This window comes from Winogradskyella algicola, assembly GCF_005869935.1.
GTDB lineage: Bacteria > Bacteroidota > Bacteroidia > Flavobacteriales > Flavobacteriaceae > Winogradskyella > Winogradskyella algicola.
In genome coordinates this window covers 73,500-94,880 of the sequence record NZ_SZQF01000005.1, presented here as the reverse complement: position 1 = coordinate 94,880, position 21,381 = coordinate 73,500, and the positions used below count along the sequence as shown (strand labels likewise).

At 32.4% G+C, this 21,381-nt stretch carries 18 protein-coding genes; 15 read left to right on the top strand and 3 right to left on the bottom strand.

The window, feature by feature from the left end:
• Positions 1-18 precede the first annotated feature (18 nt).
• On the top strand, positions 19-855 hold the full coding sequence (locus tag FC091_RS09175) for an SDR family oxidoreductase (RefSeq protein ID WP_138433976.1): 837 nt from the start codon (positions 19-21) through the stop codon (positions 853-855).
• 58 nt (positions 856-913) lie between these two features.
• Positions 914-2,413 (top strand): serine hydrolase domain-containing protein, encoded by a 1,500-nt coding sequence (locus FC091_RS09170; RefSeq protein ID WP_138433975.1) that lies wholly within the window; start codon positions 914-916, stop codon positions 2,411-2,413.
• A 222-nt stretch (positions 2,414-2,635) separates the two neighbouring features.
• On the opposite strand, the gene FC091_RS09165 is transcribed toward FC091_RS09170, so the two are convergent.
• Positions 2,636-4,717, bottom strand: a complete 2,082-nt coding sequence (locus tag FC091_RS09165; RefSeq protein WP_138433974.1) for a helix-turn-helix domain-containing protein — start codon at positions 4,715-4,717, stop codon at positions 2,636-2,638.
• A gap of 228 nt (positions 4,718-4,945) precedes the next feature.
• Here FC091_RS09165 and FC091_RS09160 point away from each other — a divergent pair, with 228 nt between their 5' ends.
• The 9 genes from FC091_RS09160 (at position 4,946) to FC091_RS09120 (ending at position 13,368) form a co-directional block, all read left to right on the top strand.
• Positions 4,946-5,533 (top strand): ankyrin repeat domain-containing protein, encoded by a 588-nt coding sequence (locus FC091_RS09160; RefSeq protein ID WP_138433973.1) that lies wholly within the window; start codon positions 4,946-4,948, stop codon positions 5,531-5,533.
• A gap of 110 nt (positions 5,534-5,643) precedes the next feature.
• Positions 5,644-6,756: an acyltransferase family protein gene (locus FC091_RS09155; protein WP_138433972.1), complete on the top strand. Its 1,113-nt coding sequence runs from the start codon at positions 5,644-5,646 to the stop codon at positions 6,754-6,756.
• A 65-nt stretch (positions 6,757-6,821) separates the two neighbouring features.
• On the top strand, positions 6,822-8,699 hold the full coding sequence (locus FC091_RS09150) for a serine hydrolase (protein ID WP_212745831.1): 1,878 nt from the start codon (positions 6,822-6,824) through the stop codon (positions 8,697-8,699).
• Positions 8,700-8,709: 10 nt separating this feature from the next.
• Positions 8,710-9,297, top strand: coding sequence for a hypothetical protein (locus FC091_RS09145; RefSeq protein WP_138433971.1), 588 nt, complete (start codon positions 8,710-8,712; stop codon positions 9,295-9,297).
• A 68-nt stretch (positions 9,298-9,365) separates the two neighbouring features.
• Positions 9,366-9,983, top strand: a complete 618-nt coding sequence (locus FC091_RS09140) for a hypothetical protein (protein ID WP_246035853.1) — start codon at positions 9,366-9,368, stop codon at positions 9,981-9,983.
• A 19-nt stretch (positions 9,984-10,002) separates the two neighbouring features.
• Complete coding sequence (locus tag FC091_RS09135) at positions 10,003-10,686, top strand: DUF4386 domain-containing protein (protein ID WP_138433970.1); 684 nt, start codon at positions 10,003-10,005, stop codon at positions 10,684-10,686.
• A 15-nt stretch (positions 10,687-10,701) separates the two neighbouring features.
• Complete coding sequence (locus FC091_RS09130; RefSeq protein WP_138433969.1) at positions 10,702-11,397, top strand: DUF6624 domain-containing protein; 696 nt, start codon at positions 10,702-10,704, stop codon at positions 11,395-11,397.
• A gap of 485 nt (positions 11,398-11,882) precedes the next feature.
• Positions 11,883-12,107, top strand: a complete 225-nt coding sequence (locus FC091_RS09125; protein ID WP_138433968.1) for a helix-turn-helix domain-containing protein — start codon at positions 11,883-11,885, stop codon at positions 12,105-12,107.
• On the top strand, positions 12,097-13,368 hold the full coding sequence (locus tag FC091_RS09120) for a restriction endonuclease PLD domain-containing protein (protein WP_138433967.1): 1,272 nt from the start codon (positions 12,097-12,099) through the stop codon (positions 13,366-13,368). The genes FC091_RS09125 and FC091_RS09120 overlap by 11 nt, the downstream gene beginning before the upstream one ends.
• Positions 13,369-13,371: 3 nt before the next feature.
• Here FC091_RS09120 and FC091_RS09115 read toward each other — a convergent pair whose 3' ends face one another.
• Positions 13,372-14,712: a DNA adenine methylase gene (locus tag FC091_RS09115; protein ID WP_138433966.1), complete on the bottom strand. Its 1,341-nt coding sequence runs from the start codon at positions 14,710-14,712 to the stop codon at positions 13,372-13,374.
• Positions 14,713-14,815: 103 nt separating this feature from the next.
• Between FC091_RS09115 and FC091_RS09110 the strand changes: the two genes are divergently transcribed.
• Entirely contained in the window at positions 14,816-15,943 is a 1,128-nt protein-coding gene (locus FC091_RS09110; RefSeq protein ID WP_138433965.1) for a site-specific DNA-methyltransferase, read from the top strand.
• 831 nt (positions 15,944-16,774) lie between these two features.
• Here FC091_RS09110 and FC091_RS09105 read toward each other — a convergent pair.
• The gene (locus tag FC091_RS09105; protein ID WP_138433964.1) at positions 16,775-17,359 is read right to left on the bottom strand and encodes a hypothetical protein; all 585 of its coding nucleotides are present in this window, start codon (positions 17,357-17,359) and stop codon (positions 16,775-16,777) included.
• 424 nt (positions 17,360-17,783) lie between these two features.
• On the opposite strand from FC091_RS09105, the gene FC091_RS09100 reads away from it, so the two are divergent.
• From FC091_RS09100 to FC091_RS09090, 3 genes are all read left to right on the top strand, one after another.
• Entirely contained in the window at positions 17,784-18,251 is a 468-nt protein-coding gene (locus FC091_RS09100) for a hypothetical protein (RefSeq protein ID WP_138433963.1), read from the top strand.
• 271 nt (positions 18,252-18,522) lie between these two features.
• The gene (locus tag FC091_RS09095) at positions 18,523-19,842 is read left to right on the top strand and encodes a hypothetical protein (RefSeq protein ID WP_138433962.1); all 1,320 of its coding nucleotides are present in this window, start codon (positions 18,523-18,525) and stop codon (positions 19,840-19,842) included.
• 69 nt (positions 19,843-19,911) lie between these two features.
• Positions 19,912-21,381, top strand: coding sequence for a T9SS type B sorting domain-containing protein (locus FC091_RS09090; protein WP_138433961.1), 1,470 nt, complete (start codon positions 19,912-19,914; stop codon positions 21,379-21,381).

Here is a 21,381-nt window from a genome sequence, read left to right as displayed (position 1 = left end):
AATTAAAACACAACAATCATGGAAAACAAACAAAACATCTTAGTCATTGGCGGAACTGGTAAAACAGGTCGCAAAATCGTAAACAAACTAAACGTCTTAGGACACAACGTAAGAGTAGGATCTAGATCAGCAACTCCAGCTTTCGGTTGGGATAATCCAGACACTTGGGAAGACGCTATGCAAAACATAGACAAGGTCTATATTACCTTTCAACCAGATTTAGCAGTACCCGGAGCATTAGAAGCTATTGAAACTTTGGTCAAAAAAGCCAAAAAGTGTAACGTAAAGAAGCTTGTACTATTATCAGGTAAGGGTGAAAGAGAAGCAGAGCTTTGTGAGCAGGTTGTTATACATTCAGGATTAGATTATACAATTGTTAGAGCTAGCTGGTTCAATCAAAATTTTAGTGAAAGCTTTTTAATAGATCCTATTCTTGAAGGTTTTGTAGCCTTACCACAAGCCGAAGCTAAAATCCCCTTTGTAGATACTAACGATATTGCAGATGTTGCAGTAGAAGCACTATTGCACGATAAGCACAACGGAAAAATGTATCAGCTTACTGGCCCAAGAACATTAACTTTTAAAGAGGCCGTTGAAGAAATTGCTCAGGCAACCCAAAGAGACATCGCATTTACACCAATAGCCATATCAGCTTACACACACATGTTAAAACAGCATGATGTGCCAGCAGACTTTGTATGGTTAATAGAGTATCTGTTTACTGAAGTTTTGGGCAATCCAAACAATTCTGAAATTACAAACGATATCGAATTGGTATTGGACAGAAAACCAACGGATTTTTCAGACTTCGTAAAAGAAACCGCAAAAACAGGAGTATGGAATGCTAAAAGTTGAAACTGTAAAGTAATCAATATTTGGTGTAACGTTGCCATATTTCAATAACAAAAAAATCATGAAAAACCAATCAATCATAATCAGCTTGTTGCTGCTGCTTGGATTAAATCTTGCAGCAGCACAACAAGCTATATTAGATTCAAACAAACTAAGTGATAGAATAGATACCTATCTAACAAATGGTGCTGTCAATGGATACGCAGCTTCGGTATTAGTTGCAAAAGATGATAAAATCATCCTATCTAAAGGCTATGGTTGGGCAAATAGAGAATACAAAATCCCAAACAGCCCAGCAACGGTATTTAATATAGGTTCGGTGACCAAACAATTTACAGCAGCAGCGATTATGAAACTGGTAGAACAAGGAAAACTCAGGGTGTCAGATAAGTTGACAGAGTTCTTCAGCAACGTGCCAGAAGACAAAAAAGACATCAGCATCCATCAACTTTTGACTCATACTTCTGGCATATCACCTGCGACAGGTGGCTTTAGATATGATGAAGTGAGTAAACAAGAGTTTTTAGACATTTGCTTTGAGGCCGACTTATTGACCATACCTGGAGAAATACATAGATACGCTAATGCCAATTACATTTTGTTGGCTGCGATTATTGAAAAGGTCTCCAATCAAGCTTATGGTATCTTTTTGGAAGAAGAGTTTTTTAAACCGCTGAACATGAACCATACAGGCTACAAAAGTATCAACTTTAGTACCGAGCAACTGGCACATGGTTATTACTTTAACTATACTGATGGCGAATGGAGAGATTGGGGAACCACACAACAACAATTACCAGATACCAACAAGCATTGGTTTAGCATTGGTAAAGGCGATATACATTCCACAACTCAAGACCTATTCAGATGGCATCAGGCACTTAAAAACAATGAAATCTTAACTGCCGAATGCTTAAAACGTATAGAAACGCCATACGTCGCCGAAAACCAATTAACACAATCGCATTATGGCTACGGTTGGGCGATTTTCACAAGTAGTCGAAGCACCAAAATCGTTACTCATAATGGTAGCAACGGCATCTATTTTGCCAATATTCTAAGATTTGTAGAAGAAGATATGGTTATTATTGTCTTGTCCAACACAAGGCTCAATCAAGATTCAGAAAACGTAGCATGGTATATAGCCAAAATGCTATCCGATGAAAACTATATACCAAAAAGAATCACCAAACTCACTTACGAGCTGGTCTATGACTTTATCAACGAAAACAAACCCGAAAACATTCAACAATTACCAATATTTTTAGAAAGCAATTTAGGAACTAAATTCGACGATAAAGCAGTATTAAATAGAATAGGGTATAAGCGCATGGATAAAGAAATCACCGTAGCTTGGGGCTTAGAAATTTTAAAACTAAACACACAGCTATTCCCTAACGATGGTAACCTTTGGGATTCTCTTGGCGAAGCCTACCTTAAGTACAACCAAAGCGAAAATGCCATCATGGCTTTTACCAAGGCGTTACAACTAGCACCAGAAGATAATTGCCATTGGTGCGACAACGCTCAGGCCAAACTAAAAACACTCAAAAATGATTAAACATTTGAACGCTTTTGTCGGTTTGAGTGTTTTTAATCAACTGCAATTAGATTAAAAATGTATCGAGAACAATAGTACAAAACCTACCAAAACCGAACTAGAATTAGTATAAATATGAGTTTTGTTGATGACGATAAGTCCATGAATCTCGTAAACTTGGTCTGCTTAAAAGCCTAACAAATCAAATGATTTTTATTATATAAATATCTGTATTTAAATAACCTATATTAGTTTTTCTTTTTCTAATGCCTCTTTAAGTTTTTGATGTTGTTTCCAAAATTTCATTTCTATTTTACCAATAACCTCTTCATATTTTGGGTGATTTTGCATTCGTTTCAATAAAGGATCTTCTCTGATAAACAAAATTACCCAATATTGAAAATCATCTTCTTGGCTGAACTTGTCATAAGCTTCTATAGCCTTATCTGGCATATTTTCATATAAATAAAGTACAGCTAAAGCTGCACCCTTGTAAATAGATTCATCTTTTTCTAAGTAGTCTTTATACTTATTCAAATATTGCTCTGCCTTACTAGGAAACCCCATTTCATTATAGGTATGAGCAATTTTTATATTCTCGGCAGGGTAGAGGTCAATTTTATTGGTATTAAGTATATTAATATATTTTTCATAATATCGTAATGCATTACTATAATCTTCTTGGAAATAATACATTTTAGCCAGTTCTTGAGTGATATCAGTGCGTGTTGTATCTTTTTTCCACTCTATTAGCATTTTGTTTGTTAAGGTTTTTAAATCCTTGTTATTGGCATAATCTATAAAGTTTTTTAAATAAGGCGCATAGGGATTACCAGGATTATATTTCAAAGATTCTTCAATGTATTCGGAAGCTTTTTTTGCAAAACCGTTTTGCACTAAGGCATTGCTCAAGTTTAAATAAATATAGCTCTTAGATACAGAATCATTGGATTCTATATTCAATTTCATTCCTTTTAAGGCATAAGTAAGATATTTATTTGTATCCGGAACTACTCGTGCATATAAATCTGATAAAATTAATACGACTGAAGACGCATTAGGATTGTATTCCAGTGCTTTATCCAAATAAGGTATTGCTAACTTATAATCGTTGGCATTTATATAATATAGCGCTTTTGCAATCAGAGGTAATTCTGAAGTAGAATCATGTAGCAAAGCATTGTCTGCATACTCATTTAACTTATCTAAATATTTTTTTTCAATTTTATTTACATCTAAATAAAAGTAACAAATGGCAATTTGAGCATAGGCGTTAGCATATTTTGGATCCTCTTCTATGGCTTTTTCAAAATTCGAAATGGCTTTATATAATCCTGCTTCACTTTGTTCATTTTGATTTTCTAAACCTTTTAAATAAAAATCATAAGCAACTATATTTTCTGTGGGCTTTATATTAATAAGTTCCAATTCTTTTGGAGTTACATTGGCTTCTATAGCAAAGGCAATCTTTTTTGCAATTGTATTTTGAAGTTCGAAAACATTCTCAAGTTTGTATCTGTATTGTTCAGCCCAAATAGGGCTATCTGCGTTGGCATCTATTAACTGAATGCTTAAAAGAACTTCATTTCCTATTTTTTGACCACTACCTTCAATTAAATAATTGACTTGTAATTCTTCGGCAATCTCTGAGACGGTCTTAGGATTGTTCCTGTATTTTTCTGTAGACGTCCTACTGATTACCCGTAAATCTTTAATTTTTTGAAGATTATTGCGTGAAGATTCCATGACTCCATTTATGAAATATAAATTAGAATTGTCTTCACTCAAGTTTTCAAAAGGTAAAAACGCCACAGACTTTTCTTTGTTTTCCTTAATGTCTGAAGCAGTGAATTTGTCTTTGAAAATGTATATAATTGCAAGGATTGAAAGGGTAGTGATAGCAATGATATAGCGATTAAGGTTTTTGTTTTTTATGATAGTTCCTTTCGTTTCTTCTTCATCTTTTTCTTCTATAGTCCGATCCTCTTCCTTTCTGGTTTTTGTTTCACCAGGCGGATAACCATAATATTCACGGTAACATTTTGTAAAATAAGACGGATTGCTAAAGCCAACTTCAAACGAAATTTCTGAAGCGGTCAGTTCAGTTTCAAGTAGTAACTCTGCTGCTTTCTGTAAACGTATTTCTCGGATGAACTGGCTAGCAGATAAACTAGTTTGCTTTTTTATTTTTCTAAGCAGGCTAGAGCGACTCATATTCATTAGGTCTGCCAACTCTGATACACCAAACTGCTCATTAGAAATATTCTCTAATACTACGGATTTGGCCTGAGACAAAAATGAATTTGAAGTATTGTTTGTCGTCATACTTTTTAAGTAACTGCAACGAAGATAAGTAAAATTTAAACGCTAGTTTTTGAATTGACTTTTTTTGATTTTATGATGATTTGCGTCATAATTTATAGTCTTGCTACATAATTTATAGTACTGCGTTAAACTTCACAACTCTTGATTCATAACTATTTACTGCTGCATCACGGTTGGTCGCATCTTTGTATCATCAAATCAAAACAATAATTCTAAAAATTTAAAATCATGAAAAATTCAATTAAAGTTCAAGTAAAATTTTTGGCCTTAATTATATGTATAATAGCAATTTCATTCACTTCATGTTCACAAAAAGACGAAACCAAAAACACAACAGCCACTTCAAATAAGAAGATAGCTAAGCCTAGTATAGATATTCACGGTGCTGTGGTAACAGGGAATTTGAAAGCCGTTAAGCAGCATATTGATGCTGGTACTGATATTAACCAAAAAGAAGCTATGTCGGCATCTACACCTTTAATGTCGGCAGTCACATTTAATAAACCTAGAATAGCTAAAGCACTTATTGATGCAAATGCTAATTTATCTGTTAAGAATAATGATGGTAGCACAGCATTACACAATGCCGCTTTTTTTGGAAGAATAGAAATGGTTAAAATGCTTTTGGATGCTGGGGCAGATAAATCCGTAAAAAACAATTTTGGAGCCACACCTAGAGAAACTGTATTAGGCGAATTTGAAGAAATAAAGCCTATTTATGAGATGTTGTCTATGCAATTACAACCTATGGGTTTCACATTAGATCTTGACGAATTAGAGAAAGCAAGGCCTGTTGTAGCTATGATTTTACAATAAATGTAGGCAATGAACTTCTTCTGGAACTATTTGTCTAAATACTAGCATTTGAGATATCATCGGTGCGAAAAGTAAAACACTATAAACAAATCAACTAAAATCCCAATATTATGAAAATTGAAAGACGTTACGACACCGATTGGTTAAGAGTAATAGCTATTGCACTTTTATTAATATATCATATTGCTATTGTATTTCAACCTTGGGCTATGCTAATAGGTTTTATAAGAAGCGAAGAAATTTCTACTGAAATCTGGGCGCCAATGACCATGCTGAATGTATGGCGAATACCTATCCTTTTTTATGTGTCTGGTATGGGTGTTTACTTTGCATTGCGAAAACGTAATAATATTGAATTACTTATAGAACGCACAAAACGAATATTACTACCATTTTTATTTGGTTTTGTAGCAATAACACCGTTACACATGTTTGTGTTTCAAGATTATTATAATCTGGGCTTGAGTTACTATCCTCACATGGGACACTTATGGTTTCTAGCAAATATTTTCATTTATGTACTTATTGGGCTTCCTGTTTTTTACGCCATAAAAAAAGGTGTATTTTCAAAACAAATATCTTTTTTAAGCCGACTGTTTAGTAATCCGCTAGGTTTACTATCTGTTAATGTGTTTTTCGTTGCCGAGGTTTTAATACTCCAACCAAAGCCTTTTGAGATGTACGCTGAAACCTGGCATGGTTTTACAATTGGATTATTGGCTTTCTTTTTCGGTTTCCTTTTTATGAGTACCGGTAAAGTATTTTGGAATACTGTTAAACAATGGAAATGGGCATTTTTAGGATTAGCAGCAATTCTCTACACATTAAGGTTTGTGTTTGTTGCTACTGAGGGACCTTTAAACGAGGTACCTTTATACTTAATTTCAATTGAAAGTAACAGTTGGATATTTTCAATATTTGGATTTTGCTATCAGTATCTTAATAAACCAAGTAAAGCTTTGTCGTATTTAAGCAAAGCGGCATATCCTGTTTATATCATACACATGGTTGTATTGTATTTAGCAGCAAAGTTTATACTGCCTTTACACTTACCTGCTATAATCGCTTTTATCCTAATAACCATAATTACATTCATTGGGTGTTACGTATTATATGAATTTGTAATTAGAAGAATATCTATTCTTAGACCATTGTTTGGTTTAAAATGGAAAGCGCATACAAAGCGAAAAGATAAAGTAAAAGTTACTACTAGTAAAGCATAGCAAATCATTTCAAACTTAATGCGTATTAAGAAATTAGGTTGAAATTTTAATTTAAAACTACAAAAATGAAGACTAAAAAAATAAGATCAAGTGAAAAGTCAGCAAAAAAGAAAACACATCCATTTTGGAGCTTTTTCTGGCTTACATTTCTTGCCGTTTCACTTTGGTATGCTTGGTATTGTTTCTACGCACCTTCAAACGACATTGTTTGGGAAAATAATATTGAATCTGCTCAAAAACTTGCCATCAATACTGACAAAAACATTATGGTATTTTTTACTGCTGATTGGTGCTCGCCATGTCGAATTATGAAGCGTGAAGTTTTTGCTGATAATGAAGTTATGAAAGCTATCAATTCGAATATTGTACCAGTAGAAATTGATATTGATGATCCAAATAATGAAGAACTCGTAAATCAATATAATATTGGTGCTAAACCGACAACCATTTTTATTGACTTTAAAGGTAACGTGATGGATTATGCGGTTGGTAAAGTAGATAAAGCCAACTTTTTACAAATGCTTCATAAAATCAGTGCACAAGAAATTGATAACAGCAGAAAGCGTTCTGATGCTGCTCATAAGAAAAGAAGTCAACTGGAACAAGAAATTATTGGTAAGGTGAAATTTTTAGATGAGCCAGAAAATTTCAGTACACTTTCAAATAGCATGATTAATTACAATATTCCTGGACTATCATTAGCTGTAATTAATAATGGTAAAATTGAATGGTCTCATACATACACTAACCCAAACTTTCCAGATCAAAAGCTGAATGATGCTACAATTTTTCAAGCGGCATCGCTTTCTAAACCTGTAACGTTTTTGGCGGCTTTAAGAATGCATACTGTTGGAAAAATAAATTTAGATAGTAATATTGAAAAATACTTGATGAGCTACAAACTTCCAGCAGGTAAACAAACAGAAGACAATCCTGTAACCTTTAGAAATATATTTGCTCATACGTCTGGTATAACCGCAGGTGGCTATCAAGGATATACAAGAGATCTTAACGTTCCGACAGATGTAGAGATTCTTAAAGGTGAAACAGGTGTAAATTCCCTACCCATTGAAGTACTTTCAAAGCCGAATGATGTATTAGTATATTCAGGTGGTGGATACACTTTAGCTGAAGTAACACTGCAAGACATTCATAACGATACATTTTCAAATTTGATGAAGACTTGGGTTCTTGATCCAGTTGGTATGAATCGCTCAGAATTTACACAACCATTAATAGTCAAAGATTCAAGCAAGGTAGCAAAAGGGCATACAGTAGATGGAAATGTGCTAGATGGTGGTTGGATAAATCATCCAGAACAAGCTGCTGCAGGACTTTGGAGTACATCGACGGACTTGGCTAAATTTCTTATTGAAATTTACAAGGCCTATCAAGGCGACAACTCGGTTTTCTCTGCTTCTGCAATTAAATCCATAATAAATGAAGAGCGAGATGGACATATTTACGGTTTTATAGTGGATAGATCTAATAATGGTTTGGCTTTAACCCATTATGGTGGCAATGCAGGTTATCGAACAGGCATGACTATAGATCTTACTACAGGAAAGGGTCTGGTATATTTAATAAATTCAGATAATGGTGGCGCATTAGGTAACGAACTTTTATTGTCTGCCTCAAAAATATACGGATGGAACCATTTTAATCGTATTGAAGTTAGAAAAGAAAATATTGAAACGACTTTACTAAAAACGATAGTGGGAAACTATAAATGGAATAGTGAAGTAGACCTTTCTATAACTTTTTCAAATACAACCAATCAAATTTCACTTCATTTCCCTAATGGAGATGAATATAAACTTGTGCCTATTGTGGGTGAAAATTTTGATTTCATTCATCCAAACACCGGAATTCAAATTTCTTTCTCAACAAAAGATGACAAACAATCATTCACACTATACGGACAAAAAGCAATTAAACAATAAATCAAATCATATGAAAAATCAAATTTTAATAGTACTTGCACTGGTATTTCTTAGTGCCTGCAATGACAAAACAAAATCTAGTGTAACCCAACAACCCACATTAGCTGATTATAGTTTGGGTGAAAAATGGGTGTGGAAATATAAAGGTGTTACTACAGAAGGAGAGGTTCGCTCTGATGGAACAGACACTAGGCAAGTCGTAAAATTTGGAGAAGATCTAGGGATGACTATCGGTAAAGACACCATTCCTCTTAGCGATATCGTTAAACCTGAGGTTAGCGAAACACCTAAGTACGATTGGCCTCTTAAAGTAGGTAAAAAATGGAAATATGAAAACAATTGGACCAGTCAAGACGGAACTACTGGTAGCCAAAGTCAGAATGCCGAAGTACTATCATACAAAAAAGAAATGGTAGAGGCAGGAACATTTATGGCTTATACAATTAAATACGTTGGTAAAACCACCAATTCCAGGGGATATAATGCAGATGAAACGGAAGTTTGGCTTTATGCACCTTCTGTAAAAACATTCATAAAACTCACTCAAAATCAAGGTGATTTTCACTATGTAGAGGAACTCATCGAATATTCAAAATAATAGAATCATTTTATTAAAAATAGAAATCATCAATCAATAATAATTCATCAATCAAAAAACGAACAATTATGACATCAATTAAAATGAAAACAATCAAAACACAAACTTTATTAAGAACAATTTGTGTAGTCTTTGCATTAGTATCGAGTATAACGTATGCACAAGATACAAATCCAGAAACAACAACAGTAAGAGATGGTTTTATCTTTGAATTTGTAGTGGGTGGAGGTATTATCAGTTTAGAAGATAGCGCAGGTATTCAAACGTTTGACAAAGCCCAAGGAACATTTGTTTTTCCTGATCTAAAATTTGGTTATATGCTAAATGATAGACTCGCCATTACTGCGGTTTTACCAGGAAATATCTACGAATTTCAGAATAACGACAGGCACTTTGGAGGTTTTATTCCATCAGTACAATATTGGGTAAAAGATAGATGGTGGATTCATGGAGGAATTGGATTAGCCATAGATGCACCAGCACTTTATGATATTAAAGACGATGTAAACGACGACTGGAATTTTGGTTGCGCAGTAATAGCAAGTACAGGCTACGAGATTTACAAAAAGAACAACTTTGCTCTTAATGTGCAGTCCAAATTAGTTCTTGGTCGTGCCTTTTTAGATGGAGATGCGCATAGAGATGCAGTAATTTTTAATGTTGGACTAGGATTTAGTTGGTTATAGACATTAAATTATATAATCCATGATTCAAAATACAGAACATAAAAATTTAATTAAGACCGCTAGAATAACTGGCTTATGGTATTTAATGATGGCTATTACTGGTATTCTAGGGTTTATGGTCTTTCATTCTCAAATATTTGTGTCTGGTAATCCTGAACAAACGCTAACAAATTTAGTAGAATTAGAAGCTACTGCAAGAATTAGATTACTATTAGAGTTTGCTATCGTCATATCACAAGCACTTACCGCAGTCTGGTTTTTCAAATTATTTAAAGATAATTATCAATGGGAAGCTTGGACTTTAGGCATATGGGGAATGGTAAATGCTATAGCCATTATGATAAGTGCAATTTCAATCGCATCAGCAATAGGTATTGCAAATTCTGATACAAGTGCTTTGGAAGACAAAGTTTTACTAATAGAGCTGCTTCAACATATAATTTCTAATGCTTGGGGAATTGGTGGTTTGTTTTTCGGGTTATGGCTATTTCCTATGGGATACATAGTTATCAAATCTAAAAGGATGCCTATTTGGTTAGGAAGAGTTATTATTTTAGGTGGTATAGGTTATGTCATTTCTACATTTATTCGCTATGCTGGAATTGATTTCAGCTTCAATAGATATCTTATGCTACCAGCAACCATTGGTGAATTTTGGATGATTGGATATTTGCTAATTTTTGGAATAAGACCTAACAACTAATAAACATATAAAAAAATGAAGTTTACAATATTATTCTGCTTAAGTCTACTGCTTAATTGTACAGGTAAAACTAAAACACAAGCGCAAACAACAGTAAAAGAAGAAAAAGAAAACCTAATAGCACTAATGGATGAAATCTGGAAAACAGAACAAGAACCCATTAGACGAAGAGATTCATTAATGGAACTATATGGAGTAGATTCGGATTTCGTTAAAGAGCAACAAGCTATTATCGAAAAAAACCACACGATTAATGAGAAAAAAGTAAAGGAAATTCTGGATAATAATGGTTGGCCAACAAAAGAAATGATTGGCGAACGAGGTAATTGGACCATATGCAACGTTATTCAACATTCAGATAATGAAATTCGGATACAATACCTTCCAATGATGCGGCAGGCTGTTAAAGACAAAAAATTAGAACCGCGCTTTTTGGTTAGAGCTGAAGACAGAATTGCAACCGAACGTGGCGATTTACAAATCTATGGTGGACAAATGAAATATTACCCAGAGACCAAAAGCTTTAATCTTTGGCCTGTTTTTGATCCAGAAAATATTGATAAACGAAGAACAGCTATTGGTTTAGATTCCATTGCCATATTTCTAAAGAATAGATTTGATTTTGAATGGAATCTCGAAGAACAAATAAAGCGAACAAAAGAATTTGAATTAAAAAAACAAAAAGAAGGCAAAAATGAGCTAACCGATTAGTTTTCAATTTACAAAAGCGAACGTTTAAAGCTCAAATATTTAGCAACTTTGCTCTAAGTAACAACAAAATATCTCAAAATTATAATAACATCTTTATTACCAATATCAACTAAACAGTCAATTGATCAATGCATAATAAGCGCTTGTACATAATCTTAATCGTTATAGAACACTGGCGTGTTGCTAGAACTAAGATTATGTCAAATATCGCTTAGAGCGCTATTACGCTTATGAAATTATAAATGTCCTATAATGTACTAGCGTTATGTAAACATGGGCTTTGGTTAAAAGCCCATGTTAGTACTTCTGTTTCTGAAAAATTTATTTCTAGAAGTTTCTTTGCAATGTTAATGGAACACTCTTTTTAGCTAGGGTAGAGTAGTGGCGAAAATGTGTGTGGAATGGTTTTCTAACTATAAATATAAAAACTCATACGTTACTTATAGTCTGTAGATTTAAAGTGTTCAAAAGTCTAATTTTAAAAAATGAAAATTGAAGAGAAATTAGGTCTTAAAATAAAGCAACTACGTAATGAAATAGGAATATCCCAAGAGGAACTTGCTTACAGATGTGATTTACATAGAACATATATAAGTTCTGTTGAATTAGGTAAAAGAAACATTTCTATAAGGAATATTGAAAAAATAGCATTGGCTTTAAATGTGGAAATAATTGAACTTTTTAAAAAAGGCACGATTGATGGAAATTAGATTTATAGGTCAAGGTTATAATAGAGCTTCTGGTAGTTCTGTTGCAAGTGCTATTATAGATTCTTTAAATAATAGTTCATACAACAGTTTTAAGTGTTTAGTTGCATTTGCTAGTCACACTGGTGTTTCTGGTCTAACTCAACACATTTTAGATTCTAAAACACACATTAACGATTTTAGAGTTATTGTAGGTATAGACCAATTTGGAACTTCTAGTGAAGCTTTGGAATCCTTAATTGAATGGGATGTTGAAACTTTTGTTTTCTATACAAATCAAAGAATTATATTTCATCCAAAAATTTATCTATTCGAAGGTAATGACTTAGTAAGTGTTATAATTGGTTCTAATAATTTAACGCAAAGTGGATTAGCTCAAAATATTGAGGGAGCAATTCAAATTTCTTATAATAAAAATGAAGAAGATTTAGATGTATTAAATCAAATTATAGATTATTATAGTCCTATATTAACTGGCGATAGCCCTTATTTAAGAGCACTCGACACAGAATTAATAGAAAATTTAGTTGCAAATGGAAAAGTAAAGGATGAGGCTAATCGAAGAGCACAGTATACAAAAGAGGTTGAGACTAATAATGAATTAAATGAAACTGAACAGACTTATCCAGCTATAAATGATTTATTTGGCACATTACCTTTACAAGGTTTGCCAAGTGGTTTTTCCCCTACAAGATTAACACGAGGTAGTAGTAATGAAACATCTGATACCAATAGCAGTACCTCTGGCTCTGGGTCTCCAGCAACTCCTATTTTAACACCACCAATTATAGCAACTTCTCCTGGATGGACATATAATGATAATAGTAATGTTTTGGTGGCTGAAATTGGTGGTCCATCTAGATGGAAACAAATTTCTTTTGCAAAAAGAAATTTTGAAACATTTTTCGAACTACCGACAGCAGTCGGCACAAATGGAGACATTAACTTAAAGTATATTGATACAGCTGGGAATATTGACGCTAATGTCGAACAGATTACTTCTGCAAGGGTTAAAGCGAGTAGAAATTTTAATCTAGAACCTGAAAAGGTTAGAGAATGTACTGTAGCCTACAATAGAGCTCATAGACCAATTATAGTTTTTATCAAAATAAATTCTACTGACTTCATTTATCATTTTGAAACACATGGCACTCAATTATATAATGAATTGGAACAAGTCTTAGTTAATGCAAATGGTGTTATAAAGCGGACTGAAATAACATTAAACGAATTAAGGCAATCTTGCCCTAGTTTAAGTATTTAGAGTCTATTGACAGATAATTAAAACCTCTGCCGCTTTAGAAGCATCAAGATGCTTTGCCTTATGGGTCAATTTACTATGTGTAAACTCCCCAACACTCTTAACTTCCACATTATTAAAATATTTTTTAGCTAAGTCTATCAAAACCTTCATTTTAACAACTCTAGGATGAGTTTCTTTAGTTTCGTCATATGGTGAATAAGACAATATAAGTTTTAGACCTTTAGCACTAATTTTCTGAAACATATTATCAAATGCGATAGGAGCTAAACTTCTAATACAGAATACTGATTGATGCCGTTTTTCTCTATATAGTCCACGGCTTAATATTGTTTCGCCTTTTAATACTATAGTTGATATTTTTGGTAAGTCTCTTATACATACAGTCTCTAATACATGATAAAATCGACTATAGTGTTCTCTTGTATATGGTGGATCTGCATAAACTACACTTACATTATTAGGTAATTTATCTAATGCATCGTCATAATCTGTACTATAAATAGCATGGTCGTAATTAGAATCTGTTAAAGTATTATACTTTTTAAGCCATTTTTGATATAATGTAAAAATATCTATCCTTCTGTCGGTTGATACTGTCTTACCTAGATTAGCTTTAATCATACCCTTCCTGTTCCTTGGTCTGATAGGTTGTGCAAAATGTTTACCTACAGTATTTACAGCATCACTCATTGTGCTTAATAGAGGTGCTAGTAATGAATTTTTTATTTCTAAATCAGCCTTATTTATTTGATGTAAAATGGAATCTATTTGACAAGTCTGCTTATATGAAAAATAGAAGCCACCAAAATAGCGTATTGATAATGAATCCACATCGGAAATTCCATTGTCCTTAAAATTTTCTAATACTTGCTTAATATGCTTAAATAGTAAACTTTTATTGTTATTCTTCTTTGATATCTCATAAGAGATAATAGACCCTTCCTCAAGTATATGACATAAATCTTCTAAAGAAGTTTTATCAAGAGCCTTTTGTATTGCGGATTCTTCATATTCAATTAATGGTCTAACAGAATTAAGTAAAGCTGAATAATGCGATGAATTTTTACATTCATTTAAAAAATCATTTAAATAATTGTTCTCTATATTCTGTTTTTGAAGAATTGCAGAACATATAACCTTTGAATATTCTTGTATATCTACAGCAGTTACAGGTCTAGAATTTGATAAGTGAAAAGCTACGCTGCCAGAACCTGTAAATAAATCACATACACCACCTTTTTCTGGGTCAATTTCATTTATTGTATCTTCAATAAAATTAAGCATTCTTAATTTGCTGCCAAGATAGTGTATGGGTCTAAATACTTTAGTTTTATCTTCAATCATTTAAATTTTTATCTTTTTTAATTTAGTTAAATCTATTAGCTTAATTTTAATCAGTTATTTTTGAATTTTGTAAATTTACTTAGCTACAATTACACATAATAAGATGCCATTATTAGATAAAGACAAAGATTCAAAAACTAACTTGATTATTAAAGGAGATAATATAAAAGTTCTTAAGAAACTTTTACCTGACTTTAATAAAAAAATTAAGTGTATTTATATAGACCCTCCATACAATAATGGTGAAAATTATAATCATTATAATGATGAATATACTCATCAAGCTTGGTTGGATGAAATGACTAAAACACTTTCTAGTCTTAAGCCATTTTTAAAAGAAGATGGAAGTATTTGGATTTCAATTGATGATTCTGAAATGCATTATTTAAAAATTGCCGCAGACAAAGTATTTGGAAGACATAACTTCGTTACAACTATAATTTGGCAACAGAGGACAACAAGAGAAAATCGAAGTGTATTTTCAAATAACCATGAGTATATTTTAGTTTATTGTATTAATCAAGATGAATTTAAAAAAACCAGAAATTTATTACCTGTAACAGAAGATATTCTTAAACGTTACAAAAATCCAGATAATGATCCAAGAGGTGCTTGGCAATCCGTTTCTGCAAATGTGCAAGATGGTCATGCAGTTGCTTCTCAATATTATGATATTATCGCTCCAAATGGAAAAATTCATTCTCCGCCCAATGGAAGGTGTTGGTGTTATAATAAAGAACGAATGGAAAATGAGATTTTAAATAATAATATTTGGTTTGGCAAGGATGGAAATGGTGTACCAAGAATAAAGAAATTTTTAAATGGAAAGAGTAGGGGATTAACACCTGAAACATTATGGTTAGGAAATATTGCAGGCACTAATAAAAGTGCGAAAAAACATTTCCTTCAAATGTTTCCAAATGAAAAAGTCTTTGATACTCCTAAGCCAGAAGAATTGATAAAATTAATTCTTGAAATAGCAACAAATGAAGATGACATTGTTTTAGATTGTTATCTTGGCTCAGGGACAACAATTTCCACCGCTCATAAAATGAATAGACAATATATTGGCATTGAAAAAGGTAATCATATAACTGATATTGTTTTGGAAAGAATGAAGCTAGTTGTAAATGGAGAACAGGGTGGAATTAGTAAAACTATTAATTGGAAAGGTGGAGGGGATTTTACTTTTAAAAAAATATATAGAAAAAAAGCAAATACTACCTCTTAAAACATTATGTAAAATAGAATTTCAATATTTAGTCTTGGCCTCATAAAATTTTGGTAAAAACAATAGACGAAAAGAGCGTGAATATTTTAGGGAGTTAGTATTATATAAAATAAAGAAAATTAACTATAAATGTGAGTTCAAAGCAATCTCAATCAGTTCAGAAGTTTCCTAAAATATAGCGAATGAGCCGTTAATTGTTTCCAAAATTATATGCAGCCTTGATTTTTTGTTTCTTTTGCATTAAGGCAAAAGATAAAGAACTTAAAGAATGCTAATTAGAAGTACTGCATATAACATGTGCATAGAAATTATCGCTGCGCGTAATTTTATGCTCTTGTGGCAAGCTCTGAGAATCTCGTAGAATTTTTTAACCAATACATTTTATCGTTTACGCAATTTTTAAACCATAACTAAAAGCCAGGCTTTTTTGTGCGCTGGCCAAGCGGCTGGCAATTGAGTTATAAATAAATTGCAATAAGCAATTTGGTTTTATAAAAGCAATCGAGCGTTTGGATAGCGGACATTTTACATAACGTCTAATTATAGGAACATTGCATTAACGCTGCGTAGCAGACCGATTTCTGGTTTAATGCCCAAGCACTACACATACTTATGGAAACGGATTACTGTGGGATATTTTACATAATAACAATATAGCTGACAATTGGTACTCGGACATAGAAAACCAAATAATAGCAATTGTCCTATAATTTACATTATGTAAAATAGTATTGTAAAAACACACGCTACTCTTTAAAGCAATCATCAATACAAATAAAAACACCCTGAACAGAATATTCAAGGCATTTACAATAATTATATGTATGTTGACTATTTCGTTGCTTCAGTATCATCAGACAAGACAATATCTTTAGTGGCAACTAAAATACCATCTTCTTTCTTTGTAGTTAATATGCGTTCAGTATTTCCTTTTTTGGCCAAACGCTTTCTACAACGCTTAGTTAACATAGGATCATCATCAAATAATAAAGATTCTAATTGTACTTCTTCTTTAGATGTTTCTTTAATAATTGGAAAAATCTGCTGCATTTGGTTGTAGCGTCTGTCGTTACCAGGTATAAATGTATAAAAGGTATATCTACCATCTTCATCGGTTTTTACCCAACTTCTATGAAATACATAACGCGCATCACCAGCACGTCTAAGATCAAAATCACCATTCTCATCAGGTTGCTCTATAAAAAGAATAACATCCTTTGCTGGTGTAACACCATCACTTTGGTAAATAACACCAGTTAATTTTAATTTATTAGTCTTAGATCTAAAATCTGGAATAGTATCCGTGTTTTTAAGTTGGTCTTCTGCCCTATCGTATATTGGGCTTTTTTGTGCATAGCTTGGATAAAATGCACTATAAAAACAAATCAGACAAAAAGCAGCAATTAGATTTTTCATGACGAATATGATTTGGGTTCGGTCAAATTTGCTTTAAAAAATCTGTAGTACCTTAAAAATCATATGATTGCAATAATTTTGCGACGAAATGAAAAAAAATGCAAAAATCAACGATAAAATACACTCTAAAACACCATTCTAAGACGTGTGATTTTGGTTTAAAACACATCATTTAACTCACTAATATTTTTTCATAAAACACATAAAAATTTATTTTTTTACTTTAATTCCGATTGAAAAATGTTAAAAAGCACACATGTATTTTGTCGACGAAATATGCTTTTAATCCACTATTTATGCAGTTTGTCCATAAAAATTGCATTTAAAGTGTTAAAATTTTTTCAAGAAAAAAGCCTGAAATTAGTTGTTTTTGTGATTATTTTATATAGATTTGTCATTGTTAGTCCAAATCAAAATTATAAATATGAAAACAAAACTTACTTTATTTGGTGCTTTATTTTTCCTTATGATAGGATTTGGAAATGCCCAAAATGCTGCATCTAAAAAGGGTGATAAATCACAAAGCATTATAAGTGGTAAAGTAAATATTTCTAAATACCACAGTAGAGAACAATTAGATGATATGTCTAAGGGTGAATTATTAACACTATATATAGAACGTATAGAAGTTATTGTAAATATTCTTCCAAATATTGCTTTTGCTACAAAACCTGGTGTAACCATGAAATCTTTGGGTATTCCAGAGACTAAAGAAAATAAAAAGGCCTTAGAAGATAATAAAGAAGCTTCAGACGAATATTTTGAAAGTACTGTAGAGTTTCAGACCAAGATCCTACCCTATTCAGATACTAATGATCTTATAGCAGCGATTTTGTTCTATGAATCTACTTTAAAGGCCTTACATACATATAACGATTTTAAAGAGGATTAGTCTATAATCAATTTCATGTTTTTTAACCTCGCAATTTTGCGAGGTTTTTTTATTTCATATACTTTTTGAATATAATAAAATACTGATATTCAATATTTTACTTGTAGTCTGTTTTTACTTAAAAATTGTATTTTTTGTAGGAAAAGTAATAAAACACTCTTAAATTTATGTATTTCAACGATAATTTCTTGTATTTCATAGGATTAATCATTATGTTTGAGGCAATTAGTTGAAAATTACTTGAAAACCCAAATTAACGAATTTAACTACTATGAAAAATTTTATTCAAACCGCGCTTATTTTTCTATTAGTGTTAAGCAACTGTTTTGCACAACAGGAAAAAGGAATAATTGGCTACGACAACTGGCTAAATTCATGGACAGAGTTTAAACCTAGTCAATCAGAGTATGGTGAGCCAACTCAGATTTTGAGTGGGAAAATTTCAAAAGACACAAAACTACTTAAGAGAGATGTGTACCTGCTTATTGGTGACGTATTTGTAACCGATAGTGCTACATTAACTATTGAGCCAGGAACCAGAATACTTGGTGATTTTGATTCTAAAGCATCTTTGATTGTTAGTAAAGGTGCTAAACTTATAGCAAAAGGAACTCAAACAGATCCTATTGTATTCACCTCAAGCAGAGACAGTAAAAAAGCTGGTGATTGGGGAGGGATATTTATTTTAGGTGATGCTCCTTTAAACACTTATGGGCAGTTATCTTCTCTTAATTATGGTTTAAAGCCATCGTCTACTGAGCATATTGCCTATGGTGGTAATAATTCAGAAAGTGATTCTGGAATTTTAAAATATGTAAGAATTGAGTTTGCAGGAAAGCGAACAAAAAAGTTTGGTTACTTTAATGCTTTAACGCTTGCTGGTATAGGAAATAAAACTGTTGTTGAGAATGTAATGGTAAGCTACTCTGCTGGTAACTCATTTAATATTCTTGGTGGTTCTGCTATACTTGAAAAATTAGTATCATACAGATCAAAAATCAATGACTACGAATTTAACTTTGGTACACAGTGTCAATTAATTAATTCGCTAGCTATAAGATCTCCTTATGTATCTAGTGCAAATGGTTCTAGATGTATGGTTATAAAGTCTTATGACAACAAAGAAGAATCTGATACTTCAAAACGACAAACGTTTGTTAATGCAGAAAACTTAACCTTAGTTAATGTATCTGATGATATTAAGTCTGATATACAAGTTGGACTTGTACAAGAAGCTATTTATGTTGGTGCTGATGCATCTTTTGCAATAAATAAGAGTGTTATTTCTGGTTTTTATCCTGCAGTAATTTTAGATGATAAAATAAAGCTTAATAACGAAAACCTTGAAAAAATTCAGTTTACAAAAACCTACTTTAATAATTGTAAAGGGAATATCTACAGAAAAGGATACACTAATAATGATGATTTAGAAAGCTGGTATGGTAGTAGAGCGTTTAACAATCTTTACGCTAAAGGTTCTGATAAGGAAACTTTTATCGCAGCTAACAGTACTAGAAATCCTGATTTTAGATTACAAGTAAATAGAATTATTGCCTCAAATGACTTTATAGATGACGACGATGATGATTAGTATTCAGTATAATTATTAATTAACCATCTTAATACCAAAAGCCTATAGATTAAAAATTACAATAAGCATATGCCTCAAACTACTAAACTAAATAAACTGCTTATCTCCCTCTGCCTAGTTGTAACTTTTCTTTCAATAGAACAAGTTCAGGCACAGCTGGTTATTGGTCAACCTAATCTTGGGTTTAGTCAAGCATGTGCAAGTGATTCTTTTAATACGTATGGTGCGACGTTTGTATTTTCACCTGAGTCAGCTTTAAATGCTTCAAATCAATTTACAGTAGAATTATCTGATGCAGATGGTGATTTTTCAAATGCTGAAGTTATATACACATCATCCGCTGGATGGATTACCACATCACCTGCAACGGTAGATTTTTCTATACCAGAAACCACAGCTGGTGAAAATTATAGAATTAGAATAAAAAGTAGTGCACCTGCTGCTACTAGTACACCTTCTGCACCTTTTGCAGCGTACTATAAGCTTCAGGATTCACCTTTTACAATTAATAATTTAGTATCAACTGGTGCTTACTGTACAGGTGGTAGTTATTTGTTAACTATAGATAATCCTGGTACAGGAAATAATGATTCACCACTCAACTACCCTTCTCTTACCTTTAGCTGGTATAAAGAAACTAGTGAAACAACTTCTGTATTTGTTGCTGAAGGGTCTTCTCTATTAGTTGATGAAGAAGGAACATATTTCGCAGAAACCAATTACGGTACATGTACTTCAAATTCATTTTCTAATCGAGTCACAATAAGCGAAGTCAGTACTTCTGGTGAAGCTGATGTTACCATAGCATCCAGTTTAGGAAATCCCTATTGCCCAGAACAAGGACTTACAACATTAAGCACTGTAGGTGGCAATAGTTATCAATGGTTTAAAGATGGAATAGAAATACCAGATGCAACAAATCAAATGTACCAAACTAATGAGTCTGGTACGTTTTCAGTTCAGGTAGATTTAGGTGAATGCTCGGCTTTTGGTACTATAGACTTAGTAAGCGAACTTTTTAATAGTGTGATAAATGTAGATGAAGTCAATCAAATTTTAGAGGATGAAACATTATCTATAGAAATTACAACAGATGCTTTTAGTCCAGAATTCACGTGGTATTTAAATGATGAAGTTATTACAGAAGCAACTGAAAATACTTATGATGCTTCAGAATTAGGAAACTACAGTGTAGTAATTACTGAAACTGTAGGTTGTAATGGCTCTAGAACTTATGATTTTGTTATAGAACGAGGTATAGAACCTTTTCCAGATGTGCCTAACATTCCAAATGTTATAAGTCCAAATGGAGATTTTATTAATGATACTTGGGTAATTCCATTACAGTACACAACCGGAACAAATACTGAGGTAATGATACTAAACGAGCAAGGTAAAGTCGTTTTTCAAACCTTAGATTATCAAAATAACTGGCCAGAAGATGATTTAAATCTCACAAGTGTCAACCAAGTTTTCTACTATATCATTACACCTGTAGAAGGCAATGTTAAAAAAGGATCAATAACTATAGTAAAGTAG

What these genes read in the sequence shown, in the direction of transcription:
- FC091_RS09090 (WP_138433961.1), top strand. Translation starts at nt 19,912, where the DNA reads ATGCCTCAAACTACTAAACTAAATAAACTGCTTATCTCCCTCTGCCTA.
- FC091_RS09150 (WP_212745831.1), top strand. Translation starts at nt 6,822, where the DNA reads ATGAAGACTAAAAAAATAAGATCAAGTGAAAAGTCAGCAAAAAAGAAA.
- FC091_RS09110 (WP_138433965.1), top strand. Translation starts at nt 14,816, where the DNA reads ATGCCATTATTAGATAAAGACAAAGATTCAAAAACTAACTTGATTATT.
- FC091_RS09120 (WP_138433967.1), top strand. Translation starts at nt 12,097, where the DNA reads ATGGAAATTAGATTTATAGGTCAAGGTTATAATAGAGCTTCTGGTAGT.
- FC091_RS09145 (WP_138433971.1), top strand. Translation starts at nt 8,710, where the DNA reads ATGAAAAATCAAATTTTAATAGTACTTGCACTGGTATTTCTTAGTGCC.
- FC091_RS09130 (WP_138433969.1), top strand. Translation starts at nt 10,702, where the DNA reads ATGAAGTTTACAATATTATTCTGCTTAAGTCTACTGCTTAATTGTACA.
- FC091_RS09115 (WP_138433966.1), bottom strand. Translation starts at nt 14,712, where the DNA reads ATGATTGAAGATAAAACTAAAGTATTTAGACCCATACACTATCTTGGC.
- FC091_RS09170 (WP_138433975.1), top strand. Translation starts at nt 914, where the DNA reads ATGAAAAACCAATCAATCATAATCAGCTTGTTGCTGCTGCTTGGATTA.
- FC091_RS09135 (WP_138433970.1), top strand. Translation starts at nt 10,003, where the DNA reads ATGATTCAAAATACAGAACATAAAAATTTAATTAAGACCGCTAGAATA.
- FC091_RS09100 (WP_138433963.1), top strand. Translation starts at nt 17,784, where the DNA reads ATGAAAACAAAACTTACTTTATTTGGTGCTTTATTTTTCCTTATGATA.
- FC091_RS09105 (WP_138433964.1), bottom strand. Translation starts at nt 17,359, where the DNA reads ATGAAAAATCTAATTGCTGCTTTTTGTCTGATTTGTTTTTATAGTGCA.
- FC091_RS09165 (WP_138433974.1), bottom strand. Translation starts at nt 4,717, where the DNA reads ATGACGACAAACAATACTTCAAATTCATTTTTGTCTCAGGCCAAATCC.
- FC091_RS09175 (WP_138433976.1), top strand. Translation starts at nt 19, where the DNA reads ATGGAAAACAAACAAAACATCTTAGTCATTGGCGGAACTGGTAAAACA.
- FC091_RS09125 (WP_138433968.1), top strand. Translation starts at nt 11,883, where the DNA reads ATGAAAATTGAAGAGAAATTAGGTCTTAAAATAAAGCAACTACGTAAT.
- FC091_RS09095 (WP_138433962.1), top strand. Translation starts at nt 18,523, where the DNA reads ATGAAAAATTTTATTCAAACCGCGCTTATTTTTCTATTAGTGTTAAGC.
- FC091_RS09160 (WP_138433973.1), top strand. Translation starts at nt 4,946, where the DNA reads ATGAAAAATTCAATTAAAGTTCAAGTAAAATTTTTGGCCTTAATTATA.
- FC091_RS09155 (WP_138433972.1), top strand. Translation starts at nt 5,644, where the DNA reads ATGAAAATTGAAAGACGTTACGACACCGATTGGTTAAGAGTAATAGCT.
- FC091_RS09140 (WP_246035853.1), top strand. Translation starts at nt 9,366, where the DNA reads ATGACATCAATTAAAATGAAAACAATCAAAACACAAACTTTATTAAGA.